General features: G+C 47.4%; 21 protein-coding genes and 1 other annotated feature. Of the genes, 2 read left to right on the top strand and 19 right to left on the bottom strand.

Annotation, left to right across the window (positions count from 1 at the left end; genetic code table 11):
• Positions 1 to 22: 22 nt before the first annotated feature.
• The 3 genes from pheT to H615_RS0110965 all read right to left on the bottom strand — a co-directional run bounded on the left by pheT (position 23) and on the right by H615_RS0110965 (position 4,553).
• On the bottom strand, positions 23 to 2,449 hold the full coding sequence (gene pheT / locus H615_RS0110975) for a phenylalanine--tRNA ligase subunit beta (protein WP_027955192.1): 2,427 nt from the start codon (positions 2,447 to 2,449) through the stop codon (positions 23 to 25).
• Positions 2,450 to 2,464: 15 nt separating this feature from the next.
• Entirely contained in the window at positions 2,465 to 3,499 is a 1,035-nt protein-coding gene (gene pheS, locus H615_RS0110970; RefSeq protein ID WP_027955191.1) for a phenylalanine--tRNA ligase subunit alpha, read from the bottom strand.
• Positions 3,500 to 3,818: 319 nt separating this feature from the next.
• On the bottom strand, positions 3,819 to 4,553 hold the full coding sequence (locus H615_RS0110965) for a TrmH family RNA methyltransferase (protein ID WP_027955190.1): 735 nt from the start codon (positions 4,551 to 4,553) through the stop codon (positions 3,819 to 3,821).
• Positions 4,554 to 4,664: 111 nt separating this feature from the next.
• Here H615_RS0110965 and sspI point away from each other — a divergent pair, with 111 nt between their 5' ends.
• Positions 4,665 to 4,880 (top strand): small acid-soluble spore protein SspI, encoded by a 216-nt coding sequence (gene sspI / locus H615_RS0110960; RefSeq protein WP_027955189.1) that lies wholly within the window; start codon positions 4,665 to 4,667, stop codon positions 4,878 to 4,880.
• 40 nt (positions 4,881 to 4,920) lie between these two features.
• Here sspI and H615_RS0110955 read toward each other — a convergent pair whose 3' ends face one another.
• Positions 4,921 to 6,006: a M42 family metallopeptidase gene (locus H615_RS0110955; protein ID WP_027955188.1), complete on the bottom strand. Its 1,086-nt coding sequence runs from the start codon at positions 6,004 to 6,006 to the stop codon at positions 4,921 to 4,923.
• 82 nt (positions 6,007 to 6,088) lie between these two features.
• On the bottom strand, positions 6,089 to 6,574 hold the full coding sequence (locus H615_RS0110950; protein ID WP_027955187.1) for a dUTP diphosphatase: 486 nt from the start codon (positions 6,572 to 6,574) through the stop codon (positions 6,089 to 6,091).
• Between the two features lie 111 nt (positions 6,575 to 6,685).
• Between H615_RS0110950 and H615_RS0110945 the strand changes: the two genes are divergently transcribed.
• On the top strand, positions 6,686 to 7,096 hold the full coding sequence (locus H615_RS0110945; RefSeq protein ID WP_027955186.1) for a hypothetical protein: 411 nt from the start codon (positions 6,686 to 6,688) through the stop codon (positions 7,094 to 7,096).
• 37 nt (positions 7,097 to 7,133) lie between these two features.
• On the opposite strand, the gene H615_RS0110940 is transcribed toward H615_RS0110945, so the two are convergent.
• From H615_RS0110940 to coaE, 14 genes are all read right to left on the bottom strand, one after another.
• A complete protein-coding gene (locus tag H615_RS0110940; RefSeq protein ID WP_051254684.1) occupies positions 7,134 to 7,706 on the bottom strand; it encodes a TVP38/TMEM64 family protein in 573 nt (190 codons plus the stop codon).
• Between the two features lie 38 nt (positions 7,707 to 7,744).
• A complete protein-coding gene (locus H615_RS0110935; protein WP_035532084.1) occupies positions 7,745 to 8,017 on the bottom strand; it encodes a DUF1294 domain-containing protein in 273 nt (90 codons plus the stop codon).
• Positions 8,018 to 8,102: 85 nt separating this feature from the next.
• A complete protein-coding gene (rplT, locus tag H615_RS0110930; RefSeq protein WP_027955183.1) occupies positions 8,103 to 8,459 on the bottom strand; it encodes a 50S ribosomal protein L20 in 357 nt (118 codons plus the stop codon).
• Positions 8,460 to 8,489: 30 nt separating this feature from the next.
• On the bottom strand, positions 8,490 to 8,687 hold the full coding sequence (gene rpmI, locus H615_RS0110925) for a 50S ribosomal protein L35 (protein WP_027955182.1): 198 nt from the start codon (positions 8,685 to 8,687) through the stop codon (positions 8,490 to 8,492).
• Positions 8,688 to 8,720: 33 nt separating this feature from the next.
• The gene (gene infC / locus H615_RS0110920) at positions 8,721 to 9,224 is read right to left on the bottom strand and encodes a translation initiation factor IF-3 (RefSeq protein WP_027955181.1); all 504 of its coding nucleotides are present in this window, start codon (positions 9,222 to 9,224) and stop codon (positions 8,721 to 8,723) included.
• Between the two features lie 81 nt (positions 9,225 to 9,305).
• Positions 9,306 to 9,430 (bottom strand) — a sequence feature (ribosomal protein L20 leader region).
• Between the two features lie 278 nt (positions 9,431 to 9,708).
• The gene (thrS, locus tag H615_RS0110910; protein WP_027955180.1) at positions 9,709 to 11,655 is read right to left on the bottom strand and encodes a threonine--tRNA ligase; all 1,947 of its coding nucleotides are present in this window, start codon (positions 11,653 to 11,655) and stop codon (positions 9,709 to 9,711) included.
• A gap of 334 nt (positions 11,656 to 11,989) precedes the next feature.
• Positions 11,990 to 12,799 (bottom strand): sporulation protein YtxC, encoded by an 810-nt coding sequence (ytxC, locus tag H615_RS0110905; RefSeq protein ID WP_027955179.1) that lies wholly within the window; start codon positions 12,797 to 12,799, stop codon positions 11,990 to 11,992.
• 155 nt (positions 12,800 to 12,954) lie between these two features.
• On the bottom strand, positions 12,955 to 13,887 hold the full coding sequence (gene dnaI, locus H615_RS0110900; RefSeq protein WP_027955178.1) for a primosomal protein DnaI: 933 nt from the start codon (positions 13,885 to 13,887) through the stop codon (positions 12,955 to 12,957).
• Between the two features lie 17 nt (positions 13,888 to 13,904).
• Positions 13,905 to 15,257: a replication initiation and membrane attachment family protein gene (locus H615_RS0110895; protein ID WP_027955177.1), complete on the bottom strand. Its 1,353-nt coding sequence runs from the start codon at positions 15,255 to 15,257 to the stop codon at positions 13,905 to 13,907.
• A 58-nt stretch (positions 15,258 to 15,315) separates the two neighbouring features.
• Positions 15,316 to 15,780: a transcriptional regulator NrdR gene (gene nrdR, locus H615_RS0110890; RefSeq protein WP_027955176.1), complete on the bottom strand. Its 465-nt coding sequence runs from the start codon at positions 15,778 to 15,780 to the stop codon at positions 15,316 to 15,318.
• A gap of 39 nt (positions 15,781 to 15,819) precedes the next feature.
• Positions 15,820 to 16,194, bottom strand: coding sequence for a hypothetical protein (locus H615_RS0110885; RefSeq protein WP_027955175.1), 375 nt, complete (start codon positions 16,192 to 16,194; stop codon positions 15,820 to 15,822).
• A 166-nt stretch (positions 16,195 to 16,360) separates the two neighbouring features.
• Positions 16,361 to 16,738, bottom strand: a complete 378-nt coding sequence (speD, locus tag H615_RS0110880) for an adenosylmethionine decarboxylase (RefSeq protein ID WP_027955174.1) — start codon at positions 16,736 to 16,738, stop codon at positions 16,361 to 16,363.
• A gap of 229 nt (positions 16,739 to 16,967) precedes the next feature.
• Entirely contained in the window at positions 16,968 to 18,002 is a 1,035-nt protein-coding gene (locus H615_RS0110870; protein ID WP_027955173.1) for a glyceraldehyde-3-phosphate dehydrogenase, read from the bottom strand.
• A gap of 130 nt (positions 18,003 to 18,132) precedes the next feature.
• The gene (gene coaE, locus H615_RS0110865; RefSeq protein ID WP_027955172.1) at positions 18,133 to 18,732 is read right to left on the bottom strand and encodes a dephospho-CoA kinase; all 600 of its coding nucleotides are present in this window, start codon (positions 18,730 to 18,732) and stop codon (positions 18,133 to 18,135) included.
• Positions 18,733 to 18,742 lie beyond the last annotated feature (10 nt).

The following is an 18,742-nucleotide window of genomic DNA, read 5'->3' as shown; positions in this document are numbered from 1 at the left end:
GACATCCGGCGGGGGTTTTGCATTACCCGCGAAGTTCTGCTTCGTGCTTGTCTTTGACAGCAGCTAAGATTTGTTCATGGGCTTCTTCTACTTCCTGGTCTTTCAATGTACGAACAGGATCAAGATAAAGCAGACGGAAGGCAAGGGACTTCTTGCCAGCTTCCAGATGCTCTCCCTGATAGACGTCGAAAACTTGAACATCTTTTACAAGCGGCGCACCTGCTTCAGAAATCGTCGCTTCAATCGCACCTGCTGATACATCCTCATCCACGACCAGCGCAATATCCCTTGAAACAGAAGGATGTCTCGGAATGACCCGGAACGTCTCTTCTTTTTCATACGACTGGAACAAGGCTTCAAGATTAAGATCGAACACGTATGTTTCTTTCAAGCCGAATTCCTTCTGCAGCTTCGGATGCACCTGACCGGCAAAGCCTATGACACGGCCTCCGTGACGGATGACAGCTGTACGGCCCGGGTGCATGGATGGCAGTTTCGCCTTTTCATAAGTGAAGGAAAGGCCGAGCTGATCTCCAAGACCTTCGACAATGCCTTTGACGACAAAGAAGTCAACCGCTTTTTTCTCCTGCTGCCACAGATGGGACGTCCAGTCACCGGTAAGGGCTCCTGAGGCACGCAGCATTTCGGATGGCTGCTTCGTCACTTCCTCCTCGTCACTAATGAATACTGTACCTACTTCATAATAGGCCAGGTTCTCTTGACGACGGGCAACGTTATAAGATAAGGATTCGAGCAATTCAGGCAGGATGCTCAACCGAAGGTAGGCGTGATCCTCACTCATCGGCATTGCCAGACCTACAGGGCTCTCGGCTGCCTCCTCTACTTCCGGACTGACGAGCATAACGGCTTTATCTTTATGTGTCAGGGAATACGTAATGGTTTCGTGAAGACCTGCACCTTCGAAGTATGCTTTCACGCGGCGTTTCAACTGTTGATTCACAGTGAGTCCACCTGCCTGTGATTCTCCTTCCGGAAGGGTGAATGGCAGATTATCATAGCCGTAAATACGCGCAACTTCCTCAAGGATATCTTCAAAAATGGTGATATCGCCGCGGCGGGTCGGAATCGTTACATCGAACTGCTCACCGTCCTGGTTGTATACAAACTGCAGTCGACGGAAAATATCAGCCATTTCCTCGTTGGAAATCTCTGTACCGAGCCGGTCATTGATCACACTCGTACGGACGGTCACCTGCTTTTCGGAACGGTCCAGCTTGTCGAAGGAAGCATTCCCTTCCAGTACACGGCCGCCGGCATACTTCTGAAGAAGCTCACAGGCACGCTTTCCGGCGCGTTCTACACGGTTAGGGTCCACCCCTTTTTCAAAACGTGAGCTTGATTCACTGCGCAGCCCGTGGTCCTTGGAAGCTTCACGAACGACAGAAGGGGCAAAATACGCCGCTTCCAGGATGATCGTAGTCGTATCTTCCTGGACTTCTGATTCCGCTCCGCCCATCACACCGGCGATCGCATGCGGTTGTTCCCCATTCGTTATGACCAGGTGACGGCTGTTCAATGTGCGCTCCTGGTCATCCAATGTGACGATTTTCTCGCCATCTTCCGCTCGACGTGTGCGGATGGTTTGAGAACCGAAGCGGTCATAGTCAAATGCGTGAAGGGGCTGGCCGTACTCCATTAACACATAGTTGGTAATATCCACAACATTATTGATCGGACGGATTCCAGCCGCTGTCAGACGGTTGCGCATCCATAACGGTGATGGGCCGATCTGAACATCCTTGATGACGAAAGCACCGTAATAAGGATTGGCCTCTGGGTCGTCTACTTCAACCGTAAGCAGATCAGATGCTTTCTCATCAATGGTTTCAACTTTTTCTTCAGCCAGCGTATAGGCGCCGTCAATCGCAGCAGCTACTTCATAAGCAACTCCCGCCATACTCATCGCATCCGAACGGTTCGGAGTCAGACCAAGCTCAATGATCAAATCATCAAGGTTCAGTTCAGAGACAGCGTCGGCACCGATTTCTGTATCCTCCGGGAACACGAAAATCCCTTCCGCATATTCCTTGGGTACATCCTTTTCATCCACCCCAAGCTCTTGAAGCGAACAGATCATCCCGTTGGACGCTTCCCCTCGAAGCTTCGTTTTCTTAATTTTGAAGTTTCCCGGAAGGACGGCTCCCGGTACAGCGACTGCGACTTTCTGCCCCACAGCCACGTTCGGCGCCCCACATACGATCTGAAGCGTTTCTTCGCCAACGTCGACCTGACAGAGGTTCAGTTTATCCGCATTCGGATGCTGCATACAGGATGTCACATGTCCGACGACGACCCCCGTGACGCCCTCTGCTACAGGCTCCACGCTTTCTACTTCAATCCCCGTTTTTGTAATGATTTCAGCCAGTTCCTCCGGAGAGTAGGCGCTGACATCAATGTATTCGTTCAACCAGTTTAAAGATACAAGCATTTTTCCATTCCTCCCTTAAGCTTTATGATACTGTTCCAAGAACCGGATATCGTTGGTATAGAAGTGACGGATATCGTCTACTCCGTATTTCAGCATGGCGATCCGTTCAGGTCCCATTCCGAAAGCAAAGCCGGAGTATTCACTGGAATCATAGCCGGCCATTTCCAATACGTTCGGGTGGACCATGCCCCCGCCGAGAATTTCAATCCAGCCCGTTCCCTTACAGACAGAGCAGCCTTTACCTCCGCACACTTTACAGGAAATATCCATTTCAACCGACGGTTCTGTGAACGGGAAGAAACTTGGACGAAGGCGGATTTCACGTTCCGCTCCGAACATCTGCTTCGCAAATGCATTCAGTACGCCTTTCAGATCACTCATGCGGACATGCTTATCTACAAGCAGACCTTCAATCTGGGTGAACTGGTGGGAGTGCGTGGCATCATCGGTATCACGGCGGTACACTTTACCAGGACAGATCATTTTAACAGGTTCAGCACCGTTTCTTGCCCCCATCGTTCTTGCTTGTACAGGCGAAGTATGGGTACGCATCAACAACTCTTCTGTAACGTAGAAGGAATCCTGCATATCACGGGCCGGGTGGCCTTTCGGCAGATTCAGCGCCTCGAAGTTGTAATAATCGGTTTCCACCTCTGGTCCTTCCTTGATTTCAAAGCCCATACCGATGAATAAATCCTCAATTTCTTCTACAATGCTCGTCAGCAGGTGCGGGCCGCCTACGTGAACCGGACGGGCAGGAAGGGTGACATCAATGCTTTCCTCTTCCAGCTGTTTCTCAAGCGCCTCGTCCTCAAGACCTGTCTGTTTCGCTTCGATCGCATCTGCAATGCTCTCACGCACTTCATTAGCGAGCTGTCCGATGACCGGGCGCTCTTCCTTCGATAATTTCCCCATGCCGCGGAGTACTTCCGTGATTGGTCCTTTCTTCCCAAGGTACTCAACACGAATGTCTTTCAACCCTTGAATGGAATCAGCGTTCTCCACCTTCTGCAGCGCTTCCTGTTTCAGCTGCTCTAAACGTTCCTTCATCAGTAATTCCTCCTTTAATGAAAATAAAAAAAGCCCCCTCCCTGTAAAAAGGGACGAGACTTGTATGGTTTGTTTCGCGGTACCACCCTTGTTGACACCTGTGGTGCCCACTTGTATGAAATAACGGACGTTCATCCGGGCCGAAACGGCCAGCTCCAGAGTGAAATTTCAACGAATGTCACGATGGCAGCACTCCCAGTCTATGGTGCTTCCTCCCTGAAACGATTCCCATTCATTTACTTTGCTCTATCAAAGCTATTGATCCATGTAATTGTTAGAACTGCATTAATTATAGTCAAAGTTGCTGCTGGATGCAACCTCAGCTTTTCAAATAATACATAAGAACAGCACCGGCAACAGCAGCATTCAATGATTCTGCCTGACCATATATCGGAATATACACCTGCTGGTCTGCTGCCTCAATGAGTTCTTCTGAAATTCCGCTGCCTTCATTTCCAATCACTAAAGCAGCTTTCTCAGGAACCGCCAGCTCTTTAAAAGAGACGGCGTTCTCCAGCGCAGAGGCCCAGATTTCCACACCCTGATCCTTCAATACCTGCACGTAAGCGCCGAGGTCTCCTGTAAAGACCGGTAAATGAAACAGAGATCCTTGAGAAGCACGGATCACTTTATCATTAAAAATATCCACAGAACCCGTACCGACAATGACCTGGTCGAAACCGGCAGCATCTGCTGTACGGATCAGTGTCCCGATATTCCCCGGATCCTGTACAGCATCAAGCATCAAAGTAAGGCTTCCCGGCGTAAAGGTATAATCTTCTTTAGCGACAACAGCAGCAATCCCTTGAGGCGTTTCGGTTTCAGCAACGGACGCAAAAACATCCCGGCTGACAATCGTATAAGGAATATCATCCGGAAGTTCGATGTCCGTTTCTTCGCGGATGATCAATTCTTTAACGGTCCAGCCGCTTTTCATCACCTCTTCAAACAGATGAAACCCTTCTACAAGAAACGTACCTGTTTGATTTCTATACTTTCGTTTATGTAGTTTCTTCCAATCCTTCACTTTTGCATTTTGTAAGGAAGTGAGCATTATCGTCCCTCTTTTCCTATTTATTTCTCATTCATCATACATAGCCACACCACGGTTGGTCAAACTAATCATGAATAATTTTCGAATCCTATTACAAAGGAGGACGCGACGATGAATTTAAATCTGCGCGCAGCGATTCTGTCCAATGTCAGCAATCATAATGCCGAACAGCTTGAAGCCACTATTGATGATGCCCTGCAGAAGGGTGAGGAAAAAATGCTTCCCGGGCTTGGCGTATTCTTTGAAATGCTGTGGAAAGAATCCGATGAACAGGAACGCCAGGAAATTCTTGATACATTAGAACAAGGCTTAAAACAACAGAAATAAGCACGAAAAAAGCCAGCCCTTTACGGCTGGCTTTTTAGTATTACTGGAAGGTAATTTCTTTGACTGTATCAGCATCCAGGCCTTTAATAACTTCTACAATTAATCGTACCGCATTTTCAAAATCATCACGGTGAAGCATAGCCGCATGAGAGTGAATATAACGCGTAGCAATCGTAATAGAAAGAGCTGGAACCCCATCATGGCTTAAGTGGATGGCACCTGAGTCCGTGCCGCCGCCGGCGAGGGAATCAAACTGATAAGGAATGTCGTTCGCATCCGCTGTATCCGTAACAAAATCACGAAGTCCTTTATGGGAAATCATAGAGGCATCGTACAGGATGATCTGCGGGCCGTCTCCCATTTTACTGGAAGCGTCTTTATCTGATACACCCGGAGTATCCCCGGCAATACCGACATCGACACCGAAAGCAATATCAGGGTTGATCAGGTTGGCGGATGTGCGGGCACCGCGGAGACCGACCTCTTCCTGAACCGTTCCGACACCGTAAACCGTATTCGGGTGCTTTTCACCCTTCAACTGCTTCAGCACTTCAATCGCAATGGCACAGCCGATGCGGTTATCCCATGCTTTAGCCAGCAGCATTTTTTCATTTTTCATCTGTGTAAATTCAAAATATGGAACGACAGAATCTCCCGGCTTCACACCGAATTCCATCGCCTCTTCACGGCTGGAAGCGCCGATATCGATGAACATATCCTTGATTTCCACAGCCTTCTTGCGCTGCTCCGCAGGCAGGATGTGCGGTGGTTTTGAACCGATCACACCGGTAAGGTCGCCATTACGTGTCATAATCGTAACACGCTGGGCGAGCATAACCTGACTCCACCATCCTCCGACGGTCTGGAAATAAATATAGCCATGATCATCAATGCGGGTAACCATGAATCCAACCTCATCGAGGTGACCGGCGACCATAACGCTCGGGCCCTTTTTATTTCCTACTTTCTTCGCAATCAGACTTCCAAGATTATCTGTGAAGACTTCATCCGCATAGGGAGTGATGTACTGCTTCATGACGTCACGGGCTTCCCTTTCGTTCCCCGGTACACCTTTCGCATCCGTCAGATCTTTCAACATCTGCAGTGTTTCATCTTTTTTAGCCATATGTATTCAAATCCTCCTTTTTCTGTCCAATGTTATTATAAACCTTTTGAAGCGATTTCACAAAAATTCTGCCATTTTATAATTAATAGCCCTGGTCCTGTCTTTTAAAATTCACTTCATTTTTATTTATATACGCTTCTTTCAAATCCTCTGCCGTAATTCCGATGGTCCGCCCTAAGGAAACGTAGGCGCGAAACAGTTCTTCGTAGTTTCCCTTCGTCTGTTCATGACGGAACGTCTCTACGCTGCTGTATACGTCCAAAAATGCTTCCGTCTCTGTCATGGAGCGGCTCTCTTCTTCCTGGCTGGTATAGCGGAAGCCAAGATCCAAACCAAGGGACAACAGGAAATGAACCCCATCTACATACTCTTCCTGAATGACCGATGGAGCGCTCGGCCCTTTTGTACTCCAAAATTTAAAGCAGCGTGTTTCATTCGCCAGCTCGCCAAGCTCTACAAATAAGGCCAGGATTTTGGATTCGACATAAGCGCTTTTCTCCAAATTGTGCTGTTGTTCAATATAATGATCCAGTCTTTCCTGCATCTGATATAACGATTCCCAAAACATTGGTTGTCCCTCCTAAAAAAATCATCGATAATAATGTATCATTTTCTGAAACAAAAAGACATGCTGATACGTATAGCAGGCACGTACCTTCAAGGAAGGAGTCCGATGCTCATGATCATCCTTTTGTTCAGACTACTGCTGCTTCTGGCGATAGCCTTTATTATGTACACCGCTTATAAATTCATCGTCAATCCAAGGAGAAAGCTGGATCTCGCCCGGGATAAAAAAGAATTTTACTTTCATGATAACCAGGAAGATACGAAAGAGAATTTCCTGATGACTTTGAAAGGTCATGTGTTTGAAGGGGAAAAATATTTAGGGACAACCGAAGATGCCTTTGAGGTCGTTACCATCAATGTAAGTGCCCACGACCCGAACAAGCTTCAGGGGCTGGAACGGGAAGATATATACTTTATGGAAAAAGAAATCCTTCTCCGTTATCCACATGCTTCTATCGAATGGAAGTACCCGATCAACCGCCTGATTATCCATCCACTGAAAAATCATGACGATTTCCATTAAAACAACCCTCTGCCCTTTGCTGCAGAGGGTTGTTCTTTTATGGATTCGTCTGGAAGAAATCGTTCCATAAAAACACTTCACTTTTCTTCCGGATCATGAAACTCACACCAACAAGCGCGCCTGAAAAAGCGACCATCATCGGCAGCGAAAAAAGCGTGACCCACTGACCGACAGATGTGTAAATAAAGGCGAGTGGAAAATTAGCAAATAAAGATGATTTCGCATAATCCTTAAAATCTGCGCTGCTTTCAATAAGACAATAAGACAACAGGTGAAAGTGAATAAAAGGAACAAGACGCAGCACTGCTACCTGCTTGACGGACAGAGATGCCTGTTTTTTCATCCATCGCTCCTTGATTCCCGCCATCCTTTTCATCACCCAAGGCACCATCCGGATCGTCCGGTAAAACAACAGGCTGGATATCATCGTCCCAATGACCGAGTACGCGGTTCCCGCAATCGGTCCGAACAATACTCCTCCGGTTATGCAGACAAGCATGACCGGTAGAAACAAAAAAGGCCGAAGCAGATGAATTCCGATAAACAAGAGCGGCGCCCAGGCTTCCTGATGTTCCAACCATGCCAGCACTGCTGTCGTTGTCCCGCCCACGTCAATCCCCTCCCTGCCTACATCTTATGACAAGATACTCAGGTGTAGAACCGCACGTACAAATACCAGATCAATACGCCATGCGCGGCTATGAGTAATGGAAAACCGACGGTAAACGACTTATGCTTCGTCTTATGACGAAACACCTTCATCCCGAGCACTCCTCCGAATGCGCCTCCCAGCAAAGCCGCCAGCCATAACTGCTTTTCGGGTATTCTCCATTTCTGCTCTCTTGCCCTCTTCTTGTCCACTCCCATCAGGATAAACAGCCAGATATTCACTCCGAGATAAAACAATCCTGCATACATCATCACCTTCACGCTCCCCTTATGTATTCAAACAGGGTATAAAAAAAGAGCCATTTCCAACCGGACGGAAATGGCTCTTCTCATAAAATTACTTAAGAGCAGATTTTGCTTGCTCTGCAAGACTTGCGAAACCTTGGGCGTCATTGACAGCAAGGTCAGCTAGCATCTTACGGTTCACTTCGATACCCGCAAGTTTAAGACCGTGCATAAGACGGCTGTAGGAAATGTCGTTCAAACGCGCTGCAGCGTTGATACGAGCGATCCAAAGCTGACGGAAGTCGCGCTTTTTCTGACGACGGTCGCGGTAAGCGTACTGTCCTGATTTCATTACCTGCTGTTTAGCAGTTTTAAATAGTGCGTGTTTTGAACCATAATAACCTTTTGCTAGTTTAAGGACACGGTTACGACGTTGACGTGTCACTGTTCCACCTTTTACTCGTGGCATGGTAATCCCTCCTAATTAAATCAGTCTTTATTAGTCTTTCGGAAGCATATGCTTGATACGGCGGTAGTCTCCTGCAGAAACCAGTGCCTCTTTACGAAGCTTACGCTTTTGCTTAGTTGATTTGTTCGCGAACAAGTGGCTTGTGAAAGCGTGGGAACGTTTCACTTTACCTGTCCCAGTTTTTTTGAAGCGTTTTTGAGAACCTTTGTGGGTCTTCATTTTTGGCATGTGAATTTCCTCCTTTAAACTTGATACTTTGTCTTACTTCTCGCTCAGAGGAGCAAGCATTAAGAACATGCTGCGACCTTCCATTTTAGGCTTGGTCTCAACTTGGGCGACATCTTTGCACTCTTCAGCCAGGCGTTCGAGTACTTTCTGCCCTAGTTCTTTGTGTGTGATGGCACGTCCGCGGAAACGGACAGATGCTTTCACTTTGTCACCTTTAGACAAGAACTTGCGTGCGTTACGAAGTTTTGTGTTAAAGTCGTGGTCTTCAATCCCTGGGCTGAGACGCACTTCCTTCACTTTGATGACGGTTTGTTTCTTACGAGCTTCTTTGTCTTTCTTCTGCTGCTCGAAACGATATTTTCCGTAGTCCATCACTCGGCAAACCGGAGGCTTCGCATTTGGGGCCACCATAACAAGATCAAGATTTGCATTTGCTGCAATATCAAGCGCTTCGTTACGGGATTTAACTCCAAGCTGCTCACCATTTACGTCGATCAGACGGACTTCACGGGCACGGATTTTTTCATTAACGTTCATGTTATCCTTGCTAATATCGAGCCACCTCCAACTAGTTTTAGAAAACTTATATGAGATCTGTCATCGACAAGATTCCTGCTGAAAATAAAAAAAGTGTCGGTACACATTCTGCACCCACACGTATCCTAACATTTAAGGAATTAGTGACCTGCCAACTGCTTTATCAGCGTCGATCAGGTGAGAAGCGGGTGCTCCTACTTGTCTCTAGATCCGTTCATTCAGTTACCTAAACAATAATAGCATGCCTGATGATGCATGTCAACAATCAAATGTTGTTTGTCTGACTACCTAATCAAGGATAATCGAAATCCAGATAAAAATCAATCCTTTTCCTGCAAACCAATACCTGGAGGAAGAAGATCCGGCGTCTGCCCGGAGGTACTCGGCGTGAAAACAAAACGAGATAAAATGATAAAAACCCATACCAGGATGAAAACTCCTCCAACCTGGTATGGGTTTACAAAATCGTCTCCGCTTCTTCTGCTTACTTTCTCAGAAGCTTCTGATCAATTTCATTTTTGATTTCAGACTTGAACGTGTCTACGGACTTTGTAGCAGAATCCTGTTCTCCGTAGCGACGGACGTTTACAGCATGGTCTTCGATTTCCTTATCTCCAACGACAAGCTGGAACGGGATTTTCTGCATCTGTGCTTCACGGATCTTATAACCGATTTTTTCATTCCGCTCATCCACTTCGACACGCACACCAGCTTCACGAAGTTCATCTTCCAGTTTTTTCGCATAGTCCAGATGGACGTCTGCAGATACTGGAATAATTTTCGCCTGGACAGGGGCAAGCCATGTCGGGAAGACACCTTTGTATTCTTCAATAAGGAAGGCAACAAAACGTTCCATTGTCGACACGACCCCACGGTGAATAACGACCGGACGGTGATCGGCTCCATCCTCCCCAACGTATGTCAGATCAAAGCGTTCTGGAAGGTGGAAGTCCAGCTGGACAGTCGAAAGCGTTTCGTCCTTACCAAGCGCCGTTTTCACTTGAACATCCAGTTTCGGACCGTAGAAAGCAGCTTCTCCTTCGGCTTCCACATACTCCAGTTTCATGTCTTCCATCGTTTCTTTCAGCATCCCCTGCGCTTTATCCCACATGGCATCATTGTCGATGTACTTTTCCTTATCCTCTGGGTCACGGTAGGACAGACGGAAGTAGTAATCGTTAATACCGAAATCGCGGTACACTTCCTGAACGAGACGGACAACACGCTTGAATTCATCTTTCAGCTGATCCGGGCGGGCAAAAATATGCGCATCATTCAATGTCATGGCACGCACACGCTGCAGGCCGGCAAGAGCTCCGGACATTTCATAGCGGTGCATCGTACCCAGTTCAGCAATACGGACAGGCAGGTTCCGGTAGCTGTGCATCTGGTTTTTATAGACCATCATATGGTGCGGGCAGTTCATCGGTCGAAGAACAAGGTCTTCGTTGTCCATTTCCATTGTCGGGAACATATCATCCTGATAGTGATCCCAGTGTCCGCTTGTTTTGTACAGGTCAACACTTCCCAAAACAGGTGTATACACGTGATCGTATCCCAGGCGCTCTTCTGTATCTACAATGTAGCGCTCAATTGTACGACGGATGGTCGAACCTTTTGGCAGCCACATCGGAAGTCCCTGACCGACCTTCTGGTTGATCGTAAAGATCTCCAGTTCCTTACCGAGTTTACGGTGATCGCGTTCCTTCGCTTCTTCAAGCATCTGAAGGTATTCATCCAGATGGGCTTTTTTCTCAAAGGCCGTTCCGTAGATACGTTGAAGCATTTGATTGTCGCTGTCCCCTCTCCAGTAGGCACCGGAAATGCTCAACAGCTTGAAGACTTTGATTTTACTTGTCTGTGGAACGTGGACGCCGCGGCAGAGATCAAAGAATTCCCCCTGCTTATAAATCGTCACCTGTTCGCCTTCAGGGATGGCTTCGATCAGTTCAAGCTTCAGCTCATCGCCGATTTCCTTATACTTTTCGATCGCTTCCTCCCTTGAAAGCTCTATGCGTTCAATTTCGTGGTTTTCATCTACAATCTTCTGCATTTCTTTTTCGATTTTCGGAAGATCTTCCGGTGTCAGGGATTCCTCCATATCGATATCATAATAAAATCCATTTTCAATGACCGGACCAACGCCAAGTTTGACGTTTCCATAAAGGCGTTTAACGGCCTGTGCCATCAGGTGGGCTGTAGAGTGGCGCACCACTTCCAAGCCTTCCGGATTTTTATAGGTAAGAATCTCAATTTCCCCATCCTGTTCAATCGGACGTCTCAGGTCGTAAGGTTCGCCGTCCAGCTTTATGGCCAGGGCCTGCTTTTTCAAGCCTGAAGAAATCGATTTAGCGACGTCTTCCCCTGTGATCCCTCTCTCAAACTCCTTGATGTTTCCGTCTGGGAACTTGATTTGAATCGCATCCGCCATGTGTAACACTCCTTTTCTAAATAAATATAAAAAAACGCCCATCCCTCAGCATAGTGCTAAGGGACGAGCGTTGTCTCTCGTGGTTCCACCCAGGTTCCCGCATCCTCGCAAGGCTGCGGCTTCAATATCCTTAACGCGGATCAGTCGCTGTCCATTACTCTGAATCATTTCACAGACAGGGCTCCAAGGTGGTAAACGATAAGCCGTTAAGAAGGAGCTTCCAGCCGATGACTCCTCTCTCTGATCATACGCCACTTTCCGTTCGTATCCTTATCAAAGCCATTGATTTAATATGTACGTATTATATCCATTTGCGAAAAGGAAATCAAGGGCTTTAAAAAGGAAATTGCGATTTGGGCTTCCAGACAGCCTTTTCCTCAAAGATATTCATCAGCAGTTCCAAGTTGGAATTCTCCGCCTGATCGGAGTAAATGATGATTTCCTCAGGGGCATGGACGAGCGCCGGCGTGACCGGCCATTCAAGAGGAAGATCAGACACGGCTTCATCCGGGTACTGCTTTTGGTAGAGACGCGTCTCCGAATCACTCAGCGGATTGCCTTCATCGTGGAAGTAAGTCAGTCCACGGTCATCGAGAATATGAAGAAGCTGCACTCCCGTATCCTGATGATGAACACGGTGACGCCATGAATCGACCAGCAGCTGATACGATTCCTCCTGCTTATACTCATCAATGACCTTGCCTGTATAATCCGTAAGGCATCTGTGGACATGCGCCAGACAGCCGGCACTCAAGTCATCAAACAGGACGGTATCCCTTACATGCACGTACTCCTGTATAAAAGACTTGATGTAGTGGTGAATGGGCGGAAGCCGCAGACCTGCTGGAGGATGGGAGTCAAAGTCCTGCTCAATCTCAAGAATGCGCTGAATTTCATCGGCATCCTCGAAGTGATAGGAGAACCGGAGGACTCCTTCCATCCAGGCAGGGATTTTCCTTTTCCTGACAACATGGTGCAGCGCACGCACGACATCCACATAGGCAGACTCCCTTGAGGAAGCATGCATCAATTTGACAGAAAAACGTTTTCCGCTCTCCTCATAAACCCACAGCTTCTGCTCGGAAACGATGGCATTATAAAACGTTTCGGCTTCCAGACGCTTGGAAAAAGATAAGTCAAACACCAGAATTCCCCCTCATCCCGACTTTCCATCCTATGTCTATCATCAATGCTTCCTGGAAGCATAGAAAATATCATCAAGACCGGCTCGTCTTTTCATTGTTATATTTATGAAAGGGATAGGTAAATCATGTCACTGACCTTCTTGTTCACAAAGATTTATGAACGCCTGTTCTGACCGCCGACATAAACCGTTTCACTCAGCTGTTTGATCCGTTCGGTAATCCGCTTGGCTTTCACCTGTTCCACATCGCCGCGGCTGCTTGTCATCAACACTTTTTCAAGCTCATTCAGCGTATAGTTGGAGGTGAAAAAGACAGGCAGACGCTCCATCATCCGATAGTGCAGGATACTGCCTAATATCTCATCCCTGAACCAGGCCGACTGGGACTCTGCTCCGATATCGTCCAGCATTAACACCGGCGTTTCTTTAAAGGCGGTGATTTTGTCATTGAGGGAATCATCTTTGATGGATGATTTCATTTCCCTTACAAATTCAGGCATATAAATAATCATCGATGGGATCTGCTTGTCACTGAGAGCATTGGCGACCGCCCCGAGGAAATACGTTTTCCCCACACCGAACGGTCCATGGAAATACAATCCTTTTGCAGGAAGCTCATCCCTGAGAGTTTCAATGTACTGGACGGTTTTCGCTACCGCCCCTCCGCGGTCGGGGTCTTCCAGATCCATTCGTTCCAGCGATGCTTCCAGAATTTCTCTAGGCATATGAAGGCTGCTTACCAATGACTTCTGATACGACTGCTGCTCCTGTGAACGCTGGCGTCTGCATTTATCATAAATCAGCTTGATGTCGGTCCCTTCCACTTCCAGCGATGGAACGTATCCGGGCAGGATGTTGATACACGCCTCCCTCGACGGACATTTTTCGCAGTTTTTCGATTGGGTCCTGTATTCATAAAGCTTGATCAAGTGTTTCTCCACCGCTTTTTCATCCAGGCCTTCATTTTCCTGCATCAGACGCTGGACTTCAGCAGAGTCCAGGACTTCCGCTTTCATATGATTGTAGCGCTGCTGAAACTGCTTGTTCTCTTTCATCCATTTTTTCAACGATTGCTGAATGGGCTCCATTCCATTCACCCCTTACTCTAGTTTCCTCTATTGGTCAGCCTCGCGATTCTGGCTGCGATATCTTCTTTATCGACCTGAGGCTCAGCAGACGCTGCGGCATGCTGCTTCTCTTCCTGTTTATTAAACCAGACAGGAATGACTTCGTCTTTTTGGGAGGTCCGTTTCTGTGTTTTCTGACGGCCCCACTGCTGGTATTTCTGATGCTCTGCCTTGGCCAGATTCATGGCCTGGCGCACGGTGGTCACGTTTTTACGCGCCCAGTGGCTGGCGATTTTCTCCATGTAGGATTTCGACAATTTCATATCCGTTTTCAACATCACATAATGGACAAGCACGTTCATAACCCCGGCTGTGATGCCTTGTTCGGTCATGACATCCCGGATCAGCTTCAAATCCTGTTCCGATGCACGGTTGCCGTTGGATAAATCCTCAAGCAGCTCCCTCGGGGATATCTGCTCGAGCATTTCAATAAACTGGTCTTCCTTGGATCCTGTCGTCTCTTTTTCCATGGACGCCCACTTCTCACGATCATCGACAGAGGCGGGCTGTACATTTTTTTCTTCTTTCATAAAGTCGTGACATGCAGCCTTAAACTCTTCCTCGACTAAGCAGTGATTTTCATCTATGGCCCATGTCACCGCTTTTTCCAATTCAACGTTGGACAAATCATACAACGTCGCCAGCTGTATGATCAGTTTCTTATTCCGTCCCGTCAAGATCCGTTCACTTGGATACATTCTCTTTTGAAGCGCTTGGCGGAGCCAGGTGAAATCGACGCGGCTTTCCGAGGTTCGGGGGCCGCGGTATTCCTGAAAACGCTTCTGCTCCGCAATCACTTCGGTTTCCCTCTGCACAGACTCCATCATTTTATGATGAAACACTTCGTCAAAAGAAGCCGTGATTTCTTCGTATCCTTCCACCGAAGGCTCAGGCTTAACAAACCGGCTTTTCACCTGTTCATACTTGTCCTGACCCAATTCATGGGTCAAGAGAAGCGCGAGCATGTCATCCTGGAAAAATTCCTCCGGCGTAAAAGGGGGGTGAACCGCATAAATATAGACAGTCTGGTCGCTCTCTTCGTTCGAACGATACGTTCTCAGCAACCCAAGAGCCTCCAGCCTCCCTCTGGCTTGATAAATTTTATCCAGAGGAGCGGAAAGGTAAGCCATCAATGAATGGTGGGTCTGAACCGTATCCTGATCCGCAAGATCGGCTTCAGAAAGCAGTAAATGGTAGAGAGATACAGCCAGACGTCCTACAATCGGCTGGTATAGATGGGATAACGAACGATGAAAATTTCGAGGCATTTCTCCGCCGTTCCTGATTTTAAAACCGTCTACAGGCAGCAGTCTGCCAATGGATTGATTCATCGTCTACACCTCCTTCGTTCATCCAAATCTATGAAAAAGAAAATGAGCCGGCTCAGGCTCATTCGTCATGATCATCTTTAATTAATTCCTTCAATTCGTCAATAAATACGTTTATATCCTTAAACTGGCGGTAAACGGACGCAAACCGGACGTAGGCCACTTCATCAACTTCGGAGAGACGGCCCATGACCATTTCGCCGATATCCTCACTCAGCACTTCTGAAACGCCGCGGTTCCTCAGTTCCTTTTCAATATCGAGCGTAACGGCTTCAAGCTTTTCCACTTCAACCGGACGCTTTTCACAGGCTCTGATCAATCCCCGCATCAGCTTTTCCCTGCTGAATTCCTCCCGCGTTCCCTCTTTTTTCACGACAATCAGAGGGACCTCTTCAATCCGCTCAAACGTTGTAAAACGAAAGCCGCACTGTTCACACTCTCTCCGTCTTCTGATTGTCTGACCTTCCTCTATTGGTCTTGAATCAAGCACCTTCGTGCTTTTGTAGTGACAGTTTGGACACTTCACCTTTGATCAACTCCACATCGTCTTCGTTTCATCATCCAATCATCCGGGATCCACAGCTGTAAACTGCCGGTCCAGCTGTTCATAGAACTGCACGATCAGGTTACGGCTGTAGCCGAAATCCACAGGGCCTCCTGAATCAGTGGTGACCGAAAAGTCCACGGCCGTGCGGAACGGACGGACCATAATGATTGTTGCGACAACAAAGGCCCGCCGTTTTCCTTTATAAGTGATCGTCAGTTCTCCGCGCTCCCTGGAGACGGCTTTGATTTCAGAAGGTGAAGGGAACATTTCTTCCACGGCGCGGAAAACCTCATCATGCTTGGCTTTGTAATAGTGTGTGATAAGGGCCGTGTCCTTATGCTGTTCACTGGTTTCGGAATGAGTGTTGAGATACCTGGAAATAAATGCTTTCACTAATCTGACTCCTTCAGTCCATTCGACATAATCTTAATTTATTTTAACATGACTTTAAAAAATTAGAAACGGTTTTACAGAAGGAGAGAGCAGACAGCTTTATCCAATAGGAAAGCAGAAAAAAAGCCATGCAGAACCTCCTGCATGACTTTCTCATTTTGTGCATTTACAGAGCACGGGCTTCCTTGACTTCTACAGGACCCATTCCTCTTGGTACTTCAACCGTTTCGTTCCGGCCGGCTTCCAAAGCTTCCACAATGTAGTGCGCAGCTACATTGGGATCGATCCGGTCTCCACACGTATACACGTCAATGCTTGCATATCCGTGCTCCGGGAAGCTGTGTATCGTCAGATGTGACTCTGAAATGATAACAACACCACTAACACCGTGAGGGGCAAACTTGTGAAAAGCCACCTCTCTCACTTCTGCACCGGCTTTGAGTGCAGCATCAACAAAAACCTGTTCTATATACGACATATCGTTCAATTTTGATTCATTACAATCCCATAGTTCAGCAATTACGTGTCTTCCCATTGTATCCATAACGGATCCCCCTTTGTACATTAACTTCTTCCCCTCTGAAATTGCGGCCATGTACTACCACGGGGGAAAGTTAGTCCTGAGAGGTCCTAACCCTTTGAGTAGACATGAAGATTTTTGAAATTCAGAAGTTCAAAAGAAAGTATAAAGGGTTTATCCCGTTTTTGCAAGATATATTTAAGAAGCCTGAAAAGGGCCGTGAAGAGTCTTCACCCGGAATCAGAGGCGTCCTTTAAGACACTCTCGCCGTCCTTTCCTGTTTCAATAATTTTCCCACATATTTCGCCAGATCAACGACGCGGCAGGAGTAGCCCCACTCATTATCATACCAGGCAAGCACTTTCACTTTTGAGCCTTCCATCACCTGTGTGGACAGCCCATCAATGATGGCGGAAGACGGAGAAGTCGTGTAATCAATGGATACCAGTGGTTCATCGCTGTACTCCAGAATACCTTTCATGTCCCTCTGTGAGGCAGATGCGAACGCTTCATTCAACTCTTCCTTCGTAACCGCTTTCTTCAGATCGACGACTAGATCCACTAAAGAGACGTTCGGTGTCGGTACACGTAAAGCCATTCCGTTCAGCTTTCCCTTCATACTTGGAATGACATCTCCCAGGGCTTTGGCTGCTCCTGTGGAGGTCGGTATGATCGACTGTGTACACCCTCGGGCTCTCCGCAGATCCTTGTGAGGGTTATCCAGGTTCTTCTGATCATTGGTAAAAGAATGAACCGTCGTCATCAAGCCGTTTTCAATACCGAATTCATCTTCCAGCACTTTGACCACCGGCGCCAGACAGTTGGTCGTGCACGAAGCATTGGAAATAACATCATGCGTTTCAGGGGAATAGGAATCCTCATTGACCCCCATCACAATGGTCGCATCGACTTCCTTACCCGGAGCTGTAATGATGACTTTTTTTGCACCTGCATCCAGATGGAGAGCAGCCTCATCCTTCGTACGGAACTTTCCGGTAGCTTCGATTACGATGTCCACACCAAGCTCTTTCCAAGGGAGCTCAGCCGGGTTTCTTGTAGAACAGAGCTTGATTTTCTTCCCATTTACCATTAACCCTTCAGGAATCGTACGTACTTCTCCGTCGAATCGTCCATGAACACTGTCATATTTCACCATGTGAGCGATCGTTTCAGCAGGATAGCTGGCATTGACAGCCACAAGCTCCACGGTATCATCTACTGCCGCCTGTCTGAATACCATACGTCCGATTCTTCCCAAGCCATTAATGGCGATCTTTGTTTTCCCCATGATGTTCCAGCCCCCTATATATGATATACTTTTTGGATCATTTCTAGGATTAGTATAACATATTGTAAGCGCTTTTGAAGTGGGTTCAATAATTTTACACAAAAATAACACGTCTTTCTCAGACGTGTTATTATACGAGGTCCCACCGGTGAAGTATGTCTCTTAATTGGTGAAAGCTTTCCTCTTTCGTTCCATTATTATCGATAACCGCATCCGCCATTTCCGATTTGCGGCTGACAGGAATCTGCGAGGCGATCCGCTCCTGTGCATCTTCCCTCGATGAACCATCCCGTTCCATCAGCCGTTGGAGCTGTGTTTCCTCATCGACTGCAACGACAAGCACCTTTTCTACATAATCCGTCAGTCCGCTCTCAAAAAGAAGGGGAATATCCAGAACGACCGCTTTGGCCTCTTTTGTTTTATAAGATTCCCGCCGCCGGATCATTTCTTCCCGGACACGAGGGTGAACGATATCGTTCAGTTCTTTCCTTCGTCCTTCGCTGCTGAAAATCACCTTCCCGAGCTTTTTGCGATCCAGTGTTCCATCATCAAAAAGGACGTCTTTCCCAAAAACCCGTACGATGTCCTCGTAGGCGGGCTCACCAGGGCGGACGACATCCCTCGATATTTGATCCGCATCGATGACAGGAATCTCCCATTCATCGAACATGCCGGATACGGTACTTTTTCCACTTGCGATACTACCGGTTAAACCAATGACCAGTGTCATAAAACCCTTC

Source organism: Halobacillus kuroshimensis DSM 18393, assembly GCF_000425705.1.
GTDB classification, from domain to species: Bacteria; Bacillota; Bacilli; order Bacillales; family Halobacillaceae; genus Halobacillus; species Halobacillus kuroshimensis.
This window is presented reverse-complemented; position numbering and strand designations above follow the sequence as displayed.

Bases quoted from the DNA above. Each gene is read 5' to 3' on its own strand.
- pheT (WP_027955192.1), bottom strand. From the start codon at position 2,449: ATGCTTGTATCTTTAAACTGGTTGAACGAATACATTGATGTCAGCGCC.
- pheS (WP_027955191.1), bottom strand. From the start codon at position 3,499: ATGAAGGAACGTTTAGAGCAGCTGAAACAGGAAGCGCTGCAGAAGGTG.
- H615_RS0110965 (WP_027955190.1), bottom strand. From the start codon at position 4,553: ATGCTCACTTCCTTACAAAATGCAAAAGTGAAGGATTGGAAGAAACTA.
- sspI (WP_027955189.1), top strand. From the start codon at position 4,665: ATGAATTTAAATCTGCGCGCAGCGATTCTGTCCAATGTCAGCAATCAT.
- H615_RS0110955 (WP_027955188.1), bottom strand. From the start codon at position 6,006: ATGGCTAAAAAAGATGAAACACTGCAGATGTTGAAAGATCTGACGGAT.
- H615_RS0110950 (WP_027955187.1), bottom strand. From the start codon at position 6,574: ATGTTTTGGGAATCGTTATATCAGATGCAGGAAAGACTGGATCATTAT.
- H615_RS0110945 (WP_027955186.1), top strand. From the start codon at position 6,686: ATGATCATCCTTTTGTTCAGACTACTGCTGCTTCTGGCGATAGCCTTT.
- H615_RS0110935 (WP_035532084.1), bottom strand. From the start codon at position 8,017: ATGATGTATGCAGGATTGTTTTATCTCGGAGTGAATATCTGGCTGTTT.
- rplT (WP_027955183.1), bottom strand. From the start codon at position 8,459: ATGCCACGAGTAAAAGGTGGAACAGTGACACGTCAACGTCGTAACCGT.
- rpmI (WP_027955182.1), bottom strand. From the start codon at position 8,687: ATGCCAAAAATGAAGACCCACAAAGGTTCTCAAAAACGCTTCAAAAAA.
- infC (WP_027955181.1), bottom strand. From the start codon at position 9,224: ATGAACGTTAATGAAAAAATCCGTGCCCGTGAAGTCCGTCTGATCGAC.
- thrS (WP_027955180.1), bottom strand. From the start codon at position 11,655: ATGGCGGATGCGATTCAAATCAAGTTCCCAGACGGAAACATCAAGGAG.
- dnaI (WP_027955178.1), bottom strand. From the start codon at position 13,887: ATGGAGCCCATTCAGCAATCGTTGAAAAAATGGATGAAAGAGAACAAG.
- H615_RS0110895 (WP_027955177.1), bottom strand. From the start codon at position 15,257: ATGAATCAATCCATTGGCAGACTGCTGCCTGTAGACGGTTTTAAAATC.
- speD (WP_027955174.1), bottom strand. From the start codon at position 16,738: ATGGATACAATGGGAAGACACGTAATTGCTGAACTATGGGATTGTAAT.
- H615_RS0110870 (WP_027955173.1), bottom strand. From the start codon at position 18,002: ATGGGGAAAACAAAGATCGCCATTAATGGCTTGGGAAGAATCGGACGT.
- coaE (WP_027955172.1), bottom strand. From the start codon at position 18,732: ATGACACTGGTCATTGGTTTAACCGGTAGTATCGCAAGTGGAAAAAGT.